We start from the raw sequence: 17,064 nt of genomic DNA on the forward strand, positions 1-17,064 counted from the left end.
TATTTACCCGAGTTGACGAAGGAATATGCGCTCAAATAACGGACGAATCAATAGGAGGAAGACGACGTTAGAAATGCCGTGGACGAAATCAAATGGGAAACTAAGCAAAAGTAATTTCAAAAAGTCTGCACCAATCACTTCGATAAACGCGACGTTCGTCGTCCATCCGTATAAAAAACCAGATAGAAATCCTAGTACGAGGAAGAGTACGGACGACTTTAATAAAAGCGGTCGAAACAGGCTGACGAGCAATACGACAAGGAGCCACCCTAAAAATTGATAAAGGACGAACGGTCCAATCCCAAGCAAGAGTCCTGACAAGATCGGCACGAAGAGCGCAAGGATGGCTGCACCGTTCAAGCTGACGAGTAGAGCGGTCAACATCAAAATCGCCGTCGTCGGTTGAACGTTCGGGATTGTCATAAAGAGCCAACGACCAATCACCGCGAGCGCTAAAAGTTGGACAAGTGGTTGAATCGGAATCGAGGATTTCTCGAATCGATACAAGACGGCGATGGCAATCAAAATGGCGAGGACGTAAGTGACCATAACGTACTCCGTTCTTGGAAGAGTGAACGTGTCCCTTGAAAGACGATCTGACCGCTCGCAAGGTAAATAACATCTGTCGATCGGTCAATCAGCTCCATGTCGTGCGTCGCACAAACGACCCTTGCCGTCTCAGCCTTCTGTCGTACTGCTTCAACGAATGCTTCACGTTCCTGCCCCGTTAAATCTACAGTCGGTTCATCGAGCAAAAGGACGCTCGACGGATCATGAAGCACGCCTTGCAGTTGCGCGACCCGTCGTCTTTCTTCCTTCTGGCTTGGACCGTATTTTGGTTCGGCAGAAAGATAGACGGCTCGTTCGCCTCGCTTCACCCGTCCTTTGAGCGGTCGTCTGCTTCGGGCCAACAATTCGAGCAAGGTCGACTTCCCGCTCCCGTTCGTCCCGATACAGACCGTGAGTCCTGGCTTATTCAACTGGATGGTCACATCCTCGATCGCATACACCGCTTGAAGCGGATGCCGATAGGATACATCTTGCGCATCGATTATTGGTGCTCTATTCGATTCGGTGAATGTGAACGTCACGTCTCCTGACTGCTCACGCGCCCTTTCCGTATAGCCAATTTGAACACCGAGCCCGGAGATACGGCGGAGCAACATCTCAAGGTGTTCTTTACGAAATTGATCAAGATGCCGAAACGGTTCGATGAGAACGATTGATTCTGGTCGGTCCACTAGTGCAAAGGCAACACGAACAATCTGTTGTTCACCACTCGAACATGTGTCGAACCGCTTCGGATAGAGTGCATCGATTTGTAACAGTGTAGCAAGCTCTGCCCCTCGAAACGGGTCCCCATTCGATAATAAATGCCCGACTTTCCCTGAGAACGGTTGGTTCATCTCGATGACGCGTGGTCGGTAGCGTTCGACATATTCTTCGAACGTCCCGTCAGCGGTAGAGAGCCATTGCATCACGCAAACCTCCTTTCGTAACATACGGATAAATGAGCCAAAGTATAATTGTCCACTGGAGCGCTACCCAGCAAGTCATTACAATCAAGATAATCTGAAGAGCATCCTCTACTCGAAAGTGACGCATCGGTTCAGAGGCAAATCTCGGCTCCTGTTGCTGACTCTCGATTCCAATCCGTACCCCTTCTCGCCATAATTTTTTCGGATGACTCCTAATCGATTGGCGCACTGCTTGTTCCATCGATGGGATGAGTGCCCACGCTCCATACAATAGCGACGATGATCTAGGCCACTTGGATAACAGTGGAAGCAGGCGCTCCAGACGAATAATGCGAGCGATCCACAACATGCCTAGTAAAAAGGCGGCCAAGCTCACTAGTTGACGCCATATGTACGAGAGTGAAATGTCCCATCCGAATAATCCAGGCAGTACCGAGACCAATCCGAAAGCAATCAATACCCCTAACATCGCCCAAGGAAAACGGCGTTCGAGAATAAGTAGAATGACAAGGGCGATGACAAAAATAATGATGTCATCGACATTCGTCAGCACGTATAGGTGGCTAAGGAGAAAGAAAAAGAGCGTGACAGGATGTCTCCGCTCCCAATCTGCCTCATTCGAAGAAAGCAATCGCATCTTCTTCGAACCGCCACTGAATGACATCGGTCGATTCTACTTCTTTCGCACCGGCACCTTCATCTCCCGGAGCACCGTTAAAAGCAAATACCCATCCTGACGATTGTCCTTCTGATTTTTCTTCGATTCCCTCGATTGCCGTCACGTATGACATGTCACCGCTTCCTGTCACTTCGAGGTCAAGTCCAGTCGCCTTCAACGCATCGAGCACGGTCGCGTCCTCTTCAAGGCAGACGCTTTTTTCTTGATAGATCGTCTCTTCGGTCGCTGCATTGTATACTGAGATGGTCGGACTTACATCACATGCCTCACGTTGCGCTTCTTCACCGCCACATCCGACAAGGAGTGCAGTCGTTAATAGAGAAATGCTTATATATGGTTTTATCATTCTGTCAAATCCTCTCGTTGATGTATCGAATAATTATATAGAATAGCATAACGTTCCCCAGAACTACGCCCTTCTTGTGTCAGTCCAACGAGTTGAATGCTGTTGGCAAGGACTGGTTCCCGCTGTAGCCAGAACTTGACGAGCTCATCGTCCCGATTGAGCATGAGCATCGACTCGTTTTCGAACGTGTACATATCGTACAATCCATCATAAGAGAGTTGTAAGATTGGCGCAACTACAACTTCAGTGTATTCCTCCCATGACGGTTCTCGTAAAGTCGACAACATATGGTCAAATTCCACGAGTTTTTCAAAGAACGCCTGTCCAGATTCTTTTCGTAGTTCATCAACCTGCTCATAGGCGAGTTGTCCAGACTCGTATGTCACACGAATCTGTTGGAACGACTCGGCTCTCTCCACCATCAGTAAGTATTCAATGGACTTGACGTTTCCTACCCGGTCAATTTGTAGCTTGCCCCGGTCTAATTTAATCGAATCACTGTTGATCCGCTGCAATAATTTCTCTGTCATGTCGTCAAATGATTCGTCCGCGACGGAGACGGCACCAATCTGTTGAGATTCGGCTCGGAATCCAGATTGATCAAACAACGGGACAAAGAGTAAGACGATAAAGAAGAAGAAGCCTATTAGCGCCCCATACCATTTATAGCGGCTGTTCTGCTTTGGAAAGAATAAAAAAGACAATAAGAATCCGATCGGGATGTGAAAACCGCCGATTGGAAAGGAGACGATTCCAAGCAAAGAATAAAACAAGAACTTCGGAAAGAAATTGGCTTCCGGTTCTTTTAACTGATTCAATCGAATCCCTAACAGAATGCTGATTGCTAAAAACGCGGCCCATACATAGAGTTGAATGGTCACATCAATCCCCCACTGTATATTCTAAAAAGTCGGTCGCAACTAAACTCGACGGAAAATCCGATACGACTTCTCGTTCAAACTCTTCTTCTCGTCCGACGTAGCGAGCGGAGATGTGCGTGACGATCAGCTTGCCGACGGAACACGCTTTCGCGAGCGCTGTCGCTTCACGTGTCGTCGAGTGCCCATATTTGCGTGCGAGCGGCTGTTCATTTTCCATAAATGTCGCCTCATGAACGAGAAGGTCCGCACCTTCTGCTAAGATTCGAGCGTTCTCACAAGGGGTCGTATCACCGAGAATTGCAACGACTTTACCCAGAATCGGTTCAGTGACATATTCTTTAGAATCATACCATTTTCCTTCATATTCAAACCGTTCTTCTTCTTTGATTGTTTTATAGATGGGTCCACTCGGGATTCCAAGCTCCCTCACCTTGTCAACGCGTAACGTTCCACGTTTTTCTGGACCGTTGATGCGAAAGCCGTATGATGGAAAACGATGCTCTAATTTTCTCACAGTGACGAGATGACCGTCTTGTTCGAATGTATCTCCATCCGTGAACTCGACAACGTTTAACTCATAACCGAGATGAGAACCCGTGATACGAAATGTCGCTTCAAGCCATTTTTTCAATCCTTTCGGCCCATAAACAGTCACAGCGTCCGTTCCATCTAAGGCAGAGCGGGTCGATAAGAATCCAGGTAAGCCGAAAACATGGTCTCCGTGGAGATGGGTCACCCATACCGCCGTCACTTTCCTCGGTTTGATCTTCGTATAGAGCATTTGATGTTGTGTCCCTTCACCACAGTCAATCAACCAGGTGACTTTTGGAAGGTCGATCGCGAGTCCCGACACATTGCGTTGTTTCGATGGCATCCCTGAACCAGTTCCTAAAAACTGTAACTTCATAAATATTTTAGTCCTTTCTCCAAGCCGTTCCATGCTATAATAAAGTAATCGCTGAAAAGGATGTGATTTGTGATGACCAAGGCAGAACAAACCGAATCGATCTATGAAACGATTCGAGAACGTGCAGCTTTGATGAATCGCTTGCACCAAAAAGAACAAGGCACCTCTATCCGCATTCACGACATAGCGATCGAACTTCATTGCACAGACGAATTGATTTTAGAATCATTGGAGTTCGCAGCATAACGAGTACGAACACATGCGAAGAGCCGACGAATGGTCGGCTCTTTTTTATTGCTCGGTTGATGCGACTTCTTCGACGATTGTCACGACATATTCGATAAGTTTGTACAACTCTTCGAGCGGCATCCGTTCGTTCGTCGTATGAATCTCTTCATAGCCGACCGCTAAGTTGACCGTTGGGATTCCGCCACCCGCAATCACGTTGGCATCCGATCCGCCACCTGAATGTAAGATACGTGTCGGGCGTCCGATTGCTTGAGCCGCGCGTTTCGCGACTTCAACGACCTCGTCGCCTTCTTCAAACTTGAATCCAGGATACATGATGTGGATGTCGACCTCAGCACGAGCACCAAACGACTCAGCGACTTCAATGTAGGCCTGCTTCATCGTTTCTGCCTGCTTCTCCATCTTCTCGTGGATGAGCGAGCGTGCCTCTGCGAGTACTTCGACGTAGTCACACACGATGTTTGTCGCGCGTCCGCCTTCGAAGCGTCCGATATTCGCAGTCGTCTCTTCATCGATTCGGCCGAGAGGCATCTTCGCGATGGCTTTAGCTGCGATTTGAATCGCCGAGATGCCTTTCTCTGGCGCGACACCCGCATGAGCCGTTTTTCCGTAAATCTTCGCGTTTACTTTCGCTTGTGTCGGTGCCGCAACGATGATGTCACCGACCGGGCCATCCGAGTCAAGCGCAAAGCCGAACTTCGCCTCGATCTTCGACAAGTCCAACACTTTCGCACCGACGAGACCTGATTCTTCTCCGACCGTAATCACGAATTGGATTTGGCCATGTGGAATCTGTTTTTCTTTCAACACACGAACGAGTTCAATCATTGCCGTGAGTCCCGTCTTATCATCTGCTCCGAGAATGGTCGTGCCATCTGTGACGACATACCCATCTTTAATACTCGTCTTGATTCCTTTACCTGGTGTCACAGTGTCCATGTGAGCCGTGAAGTAAATCGGATCGATATTTTCTTTCGTTGCAGGCAACGTGATGATCAAGTTATTACCAGAGTGCGCCGTCTTCGTTGATGCGTCATCCTCATAGACGTCGCAACCAAGCTCAGTGAAGACACCTTTCAAGTGTTCACAGATGACCGCTTCTTCCTTCGTTTCTGAATCGATGCCGACCAACCCTAAGAAAGTGTCGAGCACACGTGTCTCGTTTACCATAAACAACATCCCTCCATCCAAACATTTCTTGACCATTATAACAAACTCCCTTAGATTGCACGAATCTTTTCCATTCTGTACAATGATGGCAAACACGTTTATGGAGGCAAGCCATGAAGAAAAAACAGAAAAAACGACAACGCATCATTCAAATCGGCGTCGTCGTCATCGTCTCAATCTTTTTGATCAGCACGTTTCTCTCGAGCATGACCATGTTCTTTTAAGAGCAGGATATATCGCTCTTTTAAGATTAAGTAACTTTTCACATCAGATAAAATATTCAATAAGGATGAGCGTACCTCAAATTCCTCACGAGTCGTGGGGAGGGGTACGTTTTTTCGATAGTGCTCAATCATCTCTTCAAGTTCTTGCAGGAAGACCGAGGCGTCCGCCTGTTCGTTCACGTGGTCTCCGACCCGACGCAAAAACGTCGCAACTGGTTTTGCTTCATTGACGACCATCGTGATCTCTCTTGCGTTATCGGCGACGCGCTTCAAAATATCATATTGTCGCTCACGCATCCGGAAGTATAAATAATCCATGTCTTCGTTACGCTTCCCAATCGAGTTACCCATACGTCGAAGGGATAAGTCCTTCCCTTCCTTCAGATAATCTCGCGTCTTGATGAGCATCATCGAATGATGGTTATACACACCGGTTTCGACACACGCCGCCACATCGTAAAACAGTACCGCGAGCGAGCGGTCGATACTATCTTTGATGCGCTCGATTTCCTGGTCGAGCGTCGGCATATACATGTTGACGACGAGCCCGACACCGACACCGATGACGATCAGTAAAAGCTCGTTAATGAACAGCTCTACTGAAAATTGTGCTTCGGTATAAAGATGCGTCAAGATGACGACACTCGTGATCAATCCGTCCTGCAGTTTCAATTGTTGTACGAGCGGAATGAAGATGACAAAATAAAGAGTAAGTGTTACTGGCGAATAACCAAGTAATGTGAACATCGCCGCGCCCATTCCGATAGCGAGGAGACTCGCCATGACGCGCTCATAGGAGGCTCGAATCGATTTTTTTCGTGTTTCTTGAATACTCAAGATGGCAATAATGGCTGCGAATACAAAAAAATCAAGATGGATCGTCTCGGAAATGAGCATCGCGATACCCGCTGCGACCGCGGTCTTCAACGTCCGCGTTCCAATTTTCATATTCATTTCCCCCTTCTTCATCAAATTGTTGACTAAATTAACTCGTTTGGCAATTCAAAAGTTTGGAAGTGATCTAATTGAAACGAAAGAGAAAACGTACAATATGGCCGATGGTCGCGACACTAAGTCTCGTAGTCGCCGCATTTTTATGGATTCAATCCGGACATGAAGACATGTATACCGTCGAGACCATGACGAATGGCGATCGCGTCACGCGGTCATTCGAATCTCTCGATGAAGCGAAACGATACATGACTTCTGGTAAGAACCGCACCCTGTTCTCTCCTTCCGGTGAAGTCCTCGATTTCACGGGTACCGGGATCGTCGTCACCCCAAGTGATGCGATCACAAATTTATATGAAGATGAGGCGTTTAAAAAGCGACAATCATATGTCGCCGGCGGCACACGACTTCAGTTAATCGAACGAGGAAACGGTCATTTAAAAGTTCGCATCTCAGGAGCTGACGTCTATGTCAAACCTGATCAAATGACATTGTTTCCTGAAGCTGTGGTCGAAAGACGGGGATATTATGAAATTCAAGATGGGGACGTCTACCATTCGGTCGAAGCGAACGGTCATCTCGCCGGCAAGTTCCTCGTCGGACCAACGAAAAAGCGCTCGGATGATCGTTACTATACGGAACGCGTCCAAGACGTCTTCGACTCTCCTTATCAATTTGCATCGATTCGTTCGTCCTCTCCGTATACCACGAAAGAGTTTGATCAATATTTACGGTCCATCGATTCTCCGCTCGCAGGGGAAGGAAAGGCCTTTAAACGGGCAGAGGATACTTACGGAATCAATGCTCTGTTCTTACTTGCGGTTGCCGGGCATGAGTCAAGATTTGGAACGTCCGACATCGCACGGGAAAAACGAAACCTATTTGGATTCCGGGCGACGGACGACAACCCGAGTGAGAATGCCACAATGTTTAAAACAATCGATGCAAGCGTTCAGGCTGCTGCAGAACTGTTTGCGACTAAATATGTCAAAGGTCCATACGCTCGCGGAGATTACCCCGGTAACAAACAGGAAGGCATCAATATCTTCTATGCTTCGGACCCATACTGGGGCGAGAAGGTCGCCGGTACGATGTATACGATTGATCGTGAGCTCGGTTTGAAACAGTTGAAGCAAATCCAATGAATAGTAGCCCGGCTCATATGAGTCGGGCTACTTGACGTTTCGTTCGATTATAACGTGTTTTCCACCTCTTGCTCGTACAATTCGATGAGTTGATTGTTGTCGAGCACTTGCTCACTTGACGCTTCGTACCGTTCTGTGACGAGCGGAATCAAATCTTCCCATACGACCCATTTGACGTATTGATCGCGATAATAATCATGATTGAGCTCATACACGCTCATCTCTTTTGCCTCGGCATATCGTCTTTGTGACTCGACTACCGTCGCATCCGGTCCTTTTTCAATCCATTCATCGACTTCGTCACCCGTTACGGCGATGCCATAGTCACTTTTCGCATGGTCCAACCATGCACGTTCAAAATTAGCTTGGTCTTTAGCGCGGATTAGAAGTTGCTTCACATCGATGGTTTCATCAAACATCTTCATCTCCACGTACATCCGTTCTGCCAACTTTCGTTCGAAATCGTTATTGATTCGCGGAGCCACATCGTTTTGAAACGCAGCAAGCATCTCCTTCAGTTCTTCGACCGTCGACTCAGGATAAACCTTCGTCTCCGTTTGGGTGAACATCTTATTTTCGATCTGTTCAGATATTTTCTTTGAATCAGACCGATCGATGAGTACAAATATTCCGACAATGATAAGAATGAATAGGGTCAATCCTGTAATGGGCTTCATATTCCATCATCTCCTATTGTAGATACACGTCATGGTTTTGAATATCAATCGTTACATCTTGTGTATACGTCTCGAGTTAAAAGAATGTTTCAACATCGAATGACACTTTATTGAAGGAGTTTTACATCATTAGACGAATATGTAAAATGAACGACCATTCATTTTTGAGGGGGGAACAGGATGAAAACGATTTGGATTACCGGGGGATCGTCCGGTATGGGGAAAGCCATGGCATTGAAATTTAAACAAGAAGGGTGGAGCGTGGCCATCAGCGGTCGAAACGAGGAGCGACTGAAAGATGCGATGAACGACCTGAACGCCATCGACGCGGGTCAGGCGATGAGTGTTCAACATGATGTTCGTGATTATGAAGGATGCGCGCAAGCACTCGCTGACATCGTGTCCGCATACGGTCCAGTCCACGCGCTCGTTAACAACGCTGCCGGCAACTTCGTCTGCCCGACACTCGATTTGTCTCCAAACGGTTGGGCGAGCGTGATCGATATCGTCTTGAACGGGACGTTCAACTGCACCCATGTTCTCGGGAAACATTGGGAAGCAAAAGAACTCCGTGGCGGGTCAATCATCAACATGGTCGCCTCGTATGCGTGGCAGGCCGGCCCCGGTGTCGCACCGAGTGCTGCAGCGAAAGCGGGGGTCTTGAACTTAACACGAACGCTCGCAGTCGAATGGGGCTATCAGTTCGGCGCGCGCGTTAACGCGATCAGTCCTGGACCGATTGAACGGACAGGCGGTGCCGAAAAACTCGTCTCCCACGTGAAAGAAGTGGAGCGCATTCGCCGTAACGTCCCACTCGGACGGTTTGGAACACCGGAAGAAATCGCGGACCTGGCTTATTGGATGGCATCAGACGAGATGCGCTATTTAAACGGGGATTGCATCTCTCTTGACGGTGGACATTGGCTCAACAAACATCCATTCTAATCAAAAGGACGACCGAGACATTTATCTCGGTCGTCCTTTTATTGATCGATTCCATCCCACTCTTCGTGAAACTGTTCTAAAAACTGCTCCATGAACGCATGACGGGACATCGCCAATTGTTGTGCTTTAGCGGTATGCATACTAGACGACAGCTTCAACAACTTATCTTGAAAATGTTGGACGGCACTCGTCTCTGCCAAATCAAGCGGCGTACCGAGAGAACCTGCGTATTGGAATGTCCTCGCAATTCCGATAGCACCAATCGCATCAAGACGGTCGGCGTCTTGCAAGATTTCGCTTTCCCGGGTCGTCGGCGTCTTTCCTTTTGAGAATGAGACCTCATCAATCACCGCCATCACTAAATTCGCTTGCTCCTCAGTGATATCAATTGAGGACAGATGCTGTTTGACGAGACCCTTCGGACGACCGAGCTTATGATCTTCCACGTCGTGTAAATATGCCGAGAGGAGGAGAACTGTCCGATTGACCGGTTCATTCTCCATTAAACGCTCCACCAATCGAACGACACGCTCAACGTGAGCGACGTCATGACCCGAAGAATCACTTGCATGAATCGTTTCGATGAACTGCTTCGTCTCTTGAATCACATTCATGATTAAATCTCGATGGTCGTATTCGGTTCAATCAAGAGACCGCGACGGTGCAGTTGGTCACAAAACGCCTGAGCATCCTGTTTAATCGGTGGAAACGTATCAAAGTGGATCGGGACGACACGTTTCGCTTGTAGCCACTGTGCCGCATCTAATGCGTCTATAGGTCCCATTGTGAAATTATCCCCGATCGGAAGGAAGGCGACATCGATTTCAAAACGTTCACCATACATCTTCATATCTGAGAAGAGACTCGTGTCTCCTGCGTGATAAAGCGTCAACCCATTCGTTTCGATGATGAATCCAGCTGGCATCCCCATGTAGACCGGCGTGTCTCCCATATCCAAACTTGAACTGTGGAAGGCTTGAGTCATCGTGACGCGGCCGAACGGGAAATCGTGTCCGCCGCCGATATTCATACCGTGTACAGAATACCCTTTCTTCTCATAGTAGCTCGCAAGCTCATGCGTCGCCACAATCGTCGCACCCGTCTCTTTCGCAATCAATTCGACATCTTCGATATGATCAAAATGAGCATGCGTGAGCAACAAATAATCGGGCCGCAGTGTAGAAGGGTCTACTTCGGTATGAGGATTACTCGTCAAGAATGGGTCAATCAACACGTTCACACCATCTATCTCAAATCCTACTGTCGCATGTCCATAATACGTGATTTTCATGTGCATTCATCCTTCCCTCGTGAGATCAGATTACAACACTTTCTCCAAGAAGCGTTTTGCCCGGTCTGTTTGCGGGTTTAACAACAGGTCAGCCGGCTTGCCCTCTTCCATGAGGATCCCTTCGTCGAGGAAGAGCACGCGGTCCGCCACTTCACGAGCGAAGCCCATTTCATGTGTGACGACGACCATCGTCATTCCCGTCTCAACCAAGCCTTTCATGACATCGAGTACTTCGTTAACCATTTCCGGGTCAAGTGCTGACGTCGGTTCATCGAACAACATGACGTTCGGTTCCATCGCCAAGGCACGAGCAATCGCGACACGTTGTTTTTGTCCACCTGAAAGTTGGCTCGGATAGGCATCGATTTTCTCAGAAAGTCCGACGCGTTCAAGTAATTTTTTCGCACGTTCGAGTGCTTCAGCTTTACTCACCTTCAACACATTGACCGGCGCATACGTCAAATTATCCAATACGCTCATATGTGGGAACAGGTTGAATTGTTGAAACACCATCCCGATATTTTGACGAGCCTTGGCGACGTTCGCACCTTTTTTCGTTAGCTCGAACCCGTCGACACTGACCGTCCCGCTCGTTGGAATCTCAAGCATGTTCAAGCAACGTAGAAATGTCGATTTACCAGACCCGGACGGTCCGATGACAGCGACCACTTCACCACGTTCGATTGTCGTCGTGATTCCTTTCAATACTTCTAAGTCACCAAATTGTTTGTATAGGTCTTTTACCTCAATCATCTTCCATCACTCTTTCTTAACCGTTTTTCAAGACGTTGTCCAAGATACGTCAAGATCATCACTATTGTAAAGTATATCACACCGGCAAATAGAAGCGGTTCGAAGTAGATTGCCTTCTGCCCACCGACGATTTGTGCGCGGCGCATGATGTCAAGCACTCCGACCGTCGAGACGAGGGCAGACTCTTTCGTCAACGTGATCATCTCGTTCACTAAAGCAGGCAAGATATTCTTGAATGCCTGCGGCAAGATGATGGAACGTAATTGTTTCACATAAGGGACACCGAGGGCATCCGATGCTTCCCATTGACCTTTGTCGACTGCTTGGATACCGGCACGGATGATTTCTGAAATATACGCCCCCGAGTTCAGTGAGAAGGCGATAACCGCCGACTGATAAGGTGTCGTGATATAGCCGGTCAGTTGCGGCAATCCGAAGTGGATGATGGCGAGTTGTAAGATGAGCGGTGTTCCACGAAACACGGCCGTATAAGCATGACCGAGGAAGTTAATCAAGCGGTTCGGCACAATCTTCAACGTAGCAACAACAATCCCAAGCGTGATCCCGATCAATGCCGAGACGATGACGACTTGGAACATGACTGGAATCCCTTCGAGTATGTAAGGGATAGAATCATAAATCCGACTAAAATCCATTGTAAGTTCCTCCTAAAAAAGGCTGACCGAGTTCTCTTCAGTCAGCCCCGTACGATTCATTATTCGGCTGGTGCAGCCTCTTCTTCAAACCATTTTTGTGCTAACTCGTCAATGTCTCCATTGTCGATCATCTTCTTCAACTCTTCATTGAATTGATCACGGAGCTCATCGTCTTTACGGAAGGCAGCAGCAGAACCCGCTTCTTCTTCGTCCACGATTTCAAATGTTGTCAACTCACTGTCTTGATCGAGGTATTTCTTCGCGACCGTGTCTTCAATGACCATCGCGTCAATACGTCCCGTCTTGATTTCTTGAATAATCTCAGGAATCTTGTTCAACGATACGATTTCTGCGTCTTGAATCTGGTCTTGTGCGATTCCTTCTTGAATCGAACCGAGTTGGACACCAATCTTTTTGCCTTTCAAGTCTTCAAGAGATTGAAGTGAGTCATCTTTCGATAAGATTAAGTTCACCGCAGTGAAATAAATATCCGAGAAATCAGCATTCTCTTTACGCTCTTCAGTCGGTGTCATCCCAGCCATGACGAAATCGACACGCCCTGCATTGAGTGCTCCAAGTAAACTACCAAAATCCATATCTTCAATTTTCAATTCATATCCCATGTTTTCCGCCACTTTTTTGGCAATATCGATATCAAATCCAACGATGTCGTCGCCATTCGCCGTATCGACGAACTCATATGGGAAGTAATCGGCACTCGTTCCCATGACAATGACTTTGTCATCTTCCCCATCGGTCGATGACGATCCTCCTTCGTTCTCGTCTGTCCCACATGCGACCGAAAACGCGGCTAGTCCTGCTAAACATAATGCTAGAAAACCTTTTTTCATCTCCATCTTCCTTTCGTAGTTAAATGACAATTATCAGAACTTTAAAAAAATTATGACATATGTGTCATTGCAGCTCAACTGTTTAATGACACATCAGTTGTCCAACTTGTATCTTCAACCACTATATACACATAATTATTAATTGTAAAGTATATTCATGCATTTTATTTTAAAAAAAAGAAGGTCACATCCGCTCGAAAGCGAAATATGTGACCGTTCCATTGTCGCGAGACCCGTATGGTTGAACCTGTTTAACAGAAGACATAGGGATGGCACTATACACGTGCGGATAGCGCTCCCCGTCTTCATCTAGTTCATAATGTAACAGCTGTCCTAGTCGGTTAACGTGGAGCGAGACGAGCACGATCGACTCTCCAAAAAAAGATTGTTTTACCACTTTTCCTATTTGCTGCGGTGTACAACATTTGATTGTCCCTTCGGATTGAAGTGATGGTTCATTGATTTCACCGCGTGACAGGGCAATCATATATTCTGCCTCCGTCATGATTTTGATGACTGGTTCCATATGCATTGCCCCTTTTTGCAAAAACGCAAAGGCAGGGCCTTTGCGCCGATGTGTGATTATGAGAAATAGATGTCAAACAATGTTTGCAACTGATCGACGAGTTCTTCAGCAGTAGCTGACTCGATTTCACTGCGTTCTACCATCGTCACGATGTTGCCATCCTCAAGAAGAGCAATTGACGGTGAAGACGGTGCATATCCTTCAAAATACTCCCGTGCACGGTCAGTCGCTTCACGGTCTTGACCGGCAAACACAGTAACGAAGTGGTCAGGTTTTACACCTTCCATCTTGTTCACGTACGCAGCGGCCGGACGCGCGATGCCGCCTGCACAGCCACATACCGAGTTGACGAGGACGAGTGTCTTCCCTTCTTTTTTGAGTGCCCCGTCCACCTCTTCCGGTGTCGTGAGCTCTGTGTATCCTGCAGCACGTACTTCGTTACGCGCTTGTTCGACTACATCTTGAAAATATAATTGAAAATCCATGTTGTTTCCCCTTTCGACATTCGTCTATACTCTCCTATTTTACGTCTTGTTCCACCTCGAGGACAAGTCTATCGCTCAATTCTCGTTCTAAGAACGGATCGGCATGTATCATTTGCTTGAAGGCGAGATAACGCGCTTTCGTTTCAGCGGTTGCCACGCGGTTCGTCAAGTAAGCACGAATCATAATATTTTTTGGTGTGTGTTCGAGATCGATAAATTCGAGCAGTTGTGCATCATACCCGACAAGTCCAAGCAGTTCTGCCCGAATCGAATCTGTCGCGAGGGAGGCGAACCGTTCTTTGATCAATCCATGTTGGAGCATCACGTCCAAGTTCGGTGCTTGAATTTGACGATTCAATTCTTTTTGACAACAAGGGACGCTCAAGATGACTTTCGCGCCCCAACGGACAGCACGTGCCAATGCCATATCGGTCGCCACGTCACATGCATGAAGGGTCACGACCATGTCAACAGCTGTTTCCCCTTCATATTCATTAATGTCTCCGACTAAAAACTCCAGCCGTTCATAGCCAAGATCTTTCGCGATGGATGCACACTCTTCGATGACTTCTTTCTTCAAATCGAGTCCCGTGATGTGGATGTCATACCCTTTCATCTCATGTAAGAAGTGATAGAGAGCGAACGTCAAATACGATTTGCCCGAACCGAAATCGAGAATACGGACAGTGCGATCCGTAGGTAAATGTTTGAGTGAATCCTCGATGAACTCGAGGAAGCGGTTGATTTGTTTGAACTTGTCGTACTTTTGACGCTTCACTTTCCCGTCCGCTGACTGAATGCCGAGTCGTATGAGAAACGGAACCGGCTCGTCGAGCGGGAGCACATATTGCTTTTCCCGATTGTGACTCAGTTGAACTTCTTTTTGAGCCGTCTGCTTTTCTTTTAATGTCACTTTGAACTTTTTCGATAATTGGAACTGGAGATCGGAATCTTTTAACTGAAACTGTCCTTGTCGGAACGTTTCGAGAAGCTCGATCATTTCCGATACGGCCTCATCTGGTGTCAAGTTTTTATGGTTCATCACCCGCTCATACTGATACTCGAACTGGATATGATATGCATTCCGAATCAGGACCGGTTTCAATTTGACCCGTCTTAAATCACTTGATTTTTGGCGGGGTTGACTGATGGTCGCTGACACGAGATGATTTGATTGAATAACGTCTTCGAGACGTTCTAATAATGCTGTATATTCCAATGGATTCAATCCTTTTTAAGAAATTTTGAAACATATCGTTTCACCTGTCCGTACATACTATTACACGAAGACGGCGTTACGTCAAAGGAGGACACACATATGTTTAAAAAGATTTTATCTTCAATCGGAATCGGTGCCGCAAAAGTTGATACGCGCCTGAATGAAAGCCACTGTACGCCCGGCGGGGAATTGAACGGGGTCGTCCATATCGAAGGCGGTTCTGTCGAACAATCGGTTGATAGTATCTATCTGTTTTTCAACACGTTATATAAACATGAAGTGAACGACAAAATCACACACTCGACGTTTACGATTGAAAAGATTTTATTGAATGAGGCGCCGTTTATGATTGGACCAGGGGAAGTGAAAGAAATCCAATTCACAGTCAACGTCCCGTTCAACACACCTCTTTCTGTCAGCCAATCGAAATCATGGATTGAGACGGGGCTAGATATCGCCCAAGCCGTCGATCCGAAAGATGAGGATGCGATCACCGTACAACCGAATGCGGCTCAACAAGTCATTTTAGATGCGATGGACGAGCTCGGATTCCGTTTGAAAAAAGCCGACACGGAAATGCTTCCGGCACGCCATCGTTCAGGGCGCCTCCCGATTGCACAAGAACTCGAGTATTCAGCGAACGGTTCGCGTTTCGGTCGCCAGCTAGATGAAGTAGAAATTGTGATTTTACAAGACGAGGACACGATTGAACTTCTCATTCAAGTCGACCGCAGTGTCCACGACCTCGGAAGCCTTTTCGCCGATTTGACGGGTTCAGACGAATCAACGCACCGTGTACGATATGACGTCGCACATTTATCAGTAGCCGAAGTCCGTCGCGACATCGAATCGATGATTGAACAATCGATTTAAGGAACTAGCCGACACGTCATTCATAGGAATGGCGTGTTTTTTTAGTGGGACGTTGAGTTTTTACATCCAATATCTTACAATTATTATAAGGAGTCAAATTTTCAGGAGGTGACTACATCTTGTTCGCTTTAATAATGATTGGGAGTTTCGGCCTTGCGCCATTTGCCTTACCCATTCTAGAGACTAGTTTCACTGATTCACTCGCTTTCTTCACGCTTGGTGGGCTCGAAGTGCTGATTGGTTTGATTGCGATGGTTTTAATGCGTAATCCGTCGACAAATGCCTTATCATTCCTGAAGTTCGTACCTTATCTTGTACTCTTCCTCCATTTCCCGGCCTCACTCGTTCTTCTTTGGATTTCCTCAGTCAGACATGATGGGATTCCTGCGTTTGCAATAAACTATATATTCGTATATTGGGTGCTCCTTCTCATTTTAGTTCTGATTACCAGATTAACGTACCGTGTCCATCAACGACGATTTCAGAAGGCGCTTGATTAGAAAGGATGATTCAACGTTGCATTTACTTCAGTTACTAAAAGACCGAGCAATCCCGCTTACACTATTCGCGACGTTCGTCATATTCAGTCTCGTGTTTGCGTTCGCACTCTATAAATCCAAACCACGACTCTCCAAAGGACTCGTCACAATGGGCATGTCCTTGTCGTTCCTTCTCTTACTGATCTCAGCCGCAAGCTTCGTCTTCACGGTATTCCTTGGCTATAACTCATGAAAAATGGAGGCGCCCCACTGGGAGCG

23 protein-coding genes are annotated in these 17,064 nt (G+C 47.1%); 6 read left to right on the forward strand and 17 right to left on the reverse strand.

The genetic code is table 11. The annotated features are described in order from the left end of the window. Positions 1 to 3: 3 nt before the first annotated feature. From KNO76_RS05060 to rnz, 6 genes are read right to left on the reverse strand one after another with little or no spacing between them, the layout of a single operon-like run. Positions 4 to 549 (reverse strand): hypothetical protein, encoded by a 546-nt coding sequence (locus tag KNO76_RS05060; RefSeq protein WP_214883224.1) that lies wholly within the window; start codon positions 547 to 549, stop codon positions 4 to 6. Continuing rightward, the gene (locus tag KNO76_RS05065) at positions 522 to 1,478 is read right to left on the reverse strand and encodes an ATP-binding cassette domain-containing protein (protein WP_214883227.1); all 957 of its coding nucleotides are present in this window, start codon (positions 1,476 to 1,478) and stop codon (positions 522 to 524) included. The genes KNO76_RS05060 and KNO76_RS05065 overlap by 28 nt, the downstream gene beginning before the upstream one ends. Then, complete coding sequence (locus KNO76_RS05070; protein ID WP_251127894.1) at positions 1,456 to 2,142, reverse strand: hypothetical protein; 687 nt, start codon at positions 2,140 to 2,142, stop codon at positions 1,456 to 1,458. The genes KNO76_RS05065 and KNO76_RS05070 overlap by 23 nt, the downstream gene beginning before the upstream one ends. Continuing rightward, entirely contained in the window at positions 2,093 to 2,503 is a 411-nt protein-coding gene (locus tag KNO76_RS05075) for a DUF4430 domain-containing protein (RefSeq protein WP_026825778.1), read from the reverse strand. Before KNO76_RS05075 ends, KNO76_RS05070 begins: the two co-directional genes overlap by 50 nt. Further along, positions 2,500 to 3,384 (reverse strand): hypothetical protein, encoded by an 885-nt coding sequence (locus tag KNO76_RS05080; protein WP_214883229.1) that lies wholly within the window; start codon positions 3,382 to 3,384, stop codon positions 2,500 to 2,502. Before KNO76_RS05080 ends, KNO76_RS05075 begins: the two co-directional genes overlap by 4 nt. A 1-nt stretch (position 3,385) precedes the next feature. After that, positions 3,386 to 4,291 carry a ribonuclease Z gene (gene rnz, locus KNO76_RS05085; RefSeq protein ID WP_214883231.1) on the reverse strand — a complete coding sequence of 302 codons (906 nt, stop codon included), beginning with the start codon at positions 4,289 to 4,291 and terminating at the stop codon, positions 3,386 to 3,388. Between the two features lie 72 nt (positions 4,292 to 4,363). Between rnz and KNO76_RS05090 the strand changes: the two genes are divergently transcribed. Next, positions 4,364 to 4,537: a hypothetical protein gene (locus KNO76_RS05090; protein WP_167330581.1), complete on the forward strand. Its 174-nt coding sequence runs from the start codon at positions 4,364 to 4,366 to the stop codon at positions 4,535 to 4,537. 45 nt (positions 4,538 to 4,582) lie between these two features. Here the strand turns inward: KNO76_RS05090 and KNO76_RS05095 are convergent, their stop codons facing one another. Next, positions 4,583 to 5,710: a M20/M25/M40 family metallo-hydrolase gene (locus KNO76_RS05095; RefSeq protein WP_214883403.1), complete on the reverse strand. Its 1,128-nt coding sequence runs from the start codon at positions 5,708 to 5,710 to the stop codon at positions 4,583 to 4,585. A 173-nt stretch (positions 5,711 to 5,883) separates the two neighbouring features. Then, positions 5,884 to 6,882: an aromatic acid exporter family protein gene (locus KNO76_RS05100; RefSeq protein WP_214883233.1), complete on the reverse strand. Its 999-nt coding sequence runs from the start codon at positions 6,880 to 6,882 to the stop codon at positions 5,884 to 5,886. Positions 6,883 to 6,959: 77 nt separating this feature from the next. Here KNO76_RS05100 and KNO76_RS05105 point away from each other — a divergent pair, with 77 nt between their 5' ends. Then, positions 6,960 to 8,030, forward strand: coding sequence for an N-acetylglucosaminidase (locus KNO76_RS05105; RefSeq protein WP_251127895.1), 1,071 nt, complete (start codon positions 6,960 to 6,962; stop codon positions 8,028 to 8,030). Between the two features lie 47 nt (positions 8,031 to 8,077). Here the strand turns inward: KNO76_RS05105 and KNO76_RS05110 are convergent, their stop codons facing one another. Then, a complete protein-coding gene (locus tag KNO76_RS05110) occupies positions 8,078 to 8,707 on the reverse strand; it encodes a hypothetical protein (RefSeq protein ID WP_214883235.1) in 630 nt (209 codons plus the stop codon). 180 nt (positions 8,708 to 8,887) lie between these two features. On the opposite strand from KNO76_RS05110, the gene fadH reads away from it, so the two are divergent. Further along, positions 8,888 to 9,652: a 2,4-dienoyl-CoA reductase gene (gene fadH / locus KNO76_RS05115; protein ID WP_214883237.1), complete on the forward strand. Its 765-nt coding sequence runs from the start codon at positions 8,888 to 8,890 to the stop codon at positions 9,650 to 9,652. A gap of 38 nt (positions 9,653 to 9,690) precedes the next feature. Here fadH and KNO76_RS05120 read toward each other — a convergent pair whose 3' ends face one another. The 8 genes from KNO76_RS05120 to KNO76_RS05155 all read right to left on the reverse strand — a co-directional run bounded on the left by KNO76_RS05120 (position 9,691) and on the right by KNO76_RS05155 (position 15,433). After that, positions 9,691 to 10,266, reverse strand: coding sequence for an HD domain-containing protein (locus KNO76_RS05120; protein ID WP_214883239.1), 576 nt, complete (start codon positions 10,264 to 10,266; stop codon positions 9,691 to 9,693). A gap of 2 nt (positions 10,267 to 10,268) precedes the next feature. Next, a complete protein-coding gene (locus KNO76_RS05125) occupies positions 10,269 to 10,943 on the reverse strand; it encodes a metal-dependent hydrolase (protein ID WP_214883242.1) in 675 nt (224 codons plus the stop codon). Positions 10,944 to 10,973: 30 nt separating this feature from the next. Then, a complete protein-coding gene (locus KNO76_RS05130) occupies positions 10,974 to 11,696 on the reverse strand; it encodes an amino acid ABC transporter ATP-binding protein (protein WP_026825768.1) in 723 nt (240 codons plus the stop codon). Further along, positions 11,693 to 12,352 carry an amino acid ABC transporter permease gene (locus tag KNO76_RS05135; RefSeq protein ID WP_026825767.1) on the reverse strand — a complete coding sequence of 220 codons (660 nt, stop codon included), beginning with the start codon at positions 12,350 to 12,352 and terminating at the stop codon, positions 11,693 to 11,695. Before KNO76_RS05135 ends, KNO76_RS05130 begins: the two co-directional genes overlap by 4 nt. Positions 12,353 to 12,411: 59 nt before the next feature. Continuing rightward, a complete protein-coding gene (locus KNO76_RS05140; RefSeq protein WP_026825766.1) occupies positions 12,412 to 13,203 on the reverse strand; it encodes a transporter substrate-binding domain-containing protein in 792 nt (263 codons plus the stop codon). Positions 13,204 to 13,387: 184 nt separating this feature from the next. Next, positions 13,388 to 13,729, reverse strand: a complete 342-nt coding sequence (locus tag KNO76_RS05145; RefSeq protein ID WP_214883244.1) for a DUF952 domain-containing protein — start codon at positions 13,727 to 13,729, stop codon at positions 13,388 to 13,390. Positions 13,730 to 13,785: 56 nt separating this feature from the next. Then, positions 13,786 to 14,214 (reverse strand): BrxA/BrxB family bacilliredoxin, encoded by a 429-nt coding sequence (locus tag KNO76_RS05150; RefSeq protein ID WP_026825764.1) that lies wholly within the window; start codon positions 14,212 to 14,214, stop codon positions 13,786 to 13,788. Positions 14,215 to 14,248: 34 nt separating this feature from the next. Then, the gene (locus KNO76_RS05155; protein WP_214883246.1) at positions 14,249 to 15,433 is read right to left on the reverse strand and encodes a class I SAM-dependent methyltransferase; all 1,185 of its coding nucleotides are present in this window, start codon (positions 15,431 to 15,433) and stop codon (positions 14,249 to 14,251) included. 99 nt (positions 15,434 to 15,532) lie between these two features. On the opposite strand from KNO76_RS05155, the gene KNO76_RS05160 reads away from it, so the two are divergent. From KNO76_RS05160 to KNO76_RS05170, 3 genes are all read left to right on the forward strand, one after another. Then, the gene (locus KNO76_RS05160; protein ID WP_214883248.1) at positions 15,533 to 16,306 is read left to right on the forward strand and encodes a sporulation protein; all 774 of its coding nucleotides are present in this window, start codon (positions 15,533 to 15,535) and stop codon (positions 16,304 to 16,306) included. A 119-nt stretch (positions 16,307 to 16,425) separates the two neighbouring features. After that, positions 16,426 to 16,806 carry a hypothetical protein gene (locus KNO76_RS05165; RefSeq protein ID WP_214883250.1) on the forward strand — a complete coding sequence of 127 codons (381 nt, stop codon included), beginning with the start codon at positions 16,426 to 16,428 and terminating at the stop codon, positions 16,804 to 16,806. 16 nt (positions 16,807 to 16,822) lie between these two features. Continuing rightward, positions 16,823 to 17,038, forward strand: coding sequence for a hypothetical protein (locus KNO76_RS05170; protein WP_214883251.1), 216 nt, complete (start codon positions 16,823 to 16,825; stop codon positions 17,036 to 17,038). The last annotated feature ends 26 nt before the right edge of the window (positions 17,039 to 17,064 follow it).

The organism is Exiguobacterium sp. s101 (assembly GCF_018617835.1).
GTDB lineage: Bacteria > Bacillota > Bacilli > Exiguobacteriales > Exiguobacteriaceae > Exiguobacterium > Exiguobacterium marinum.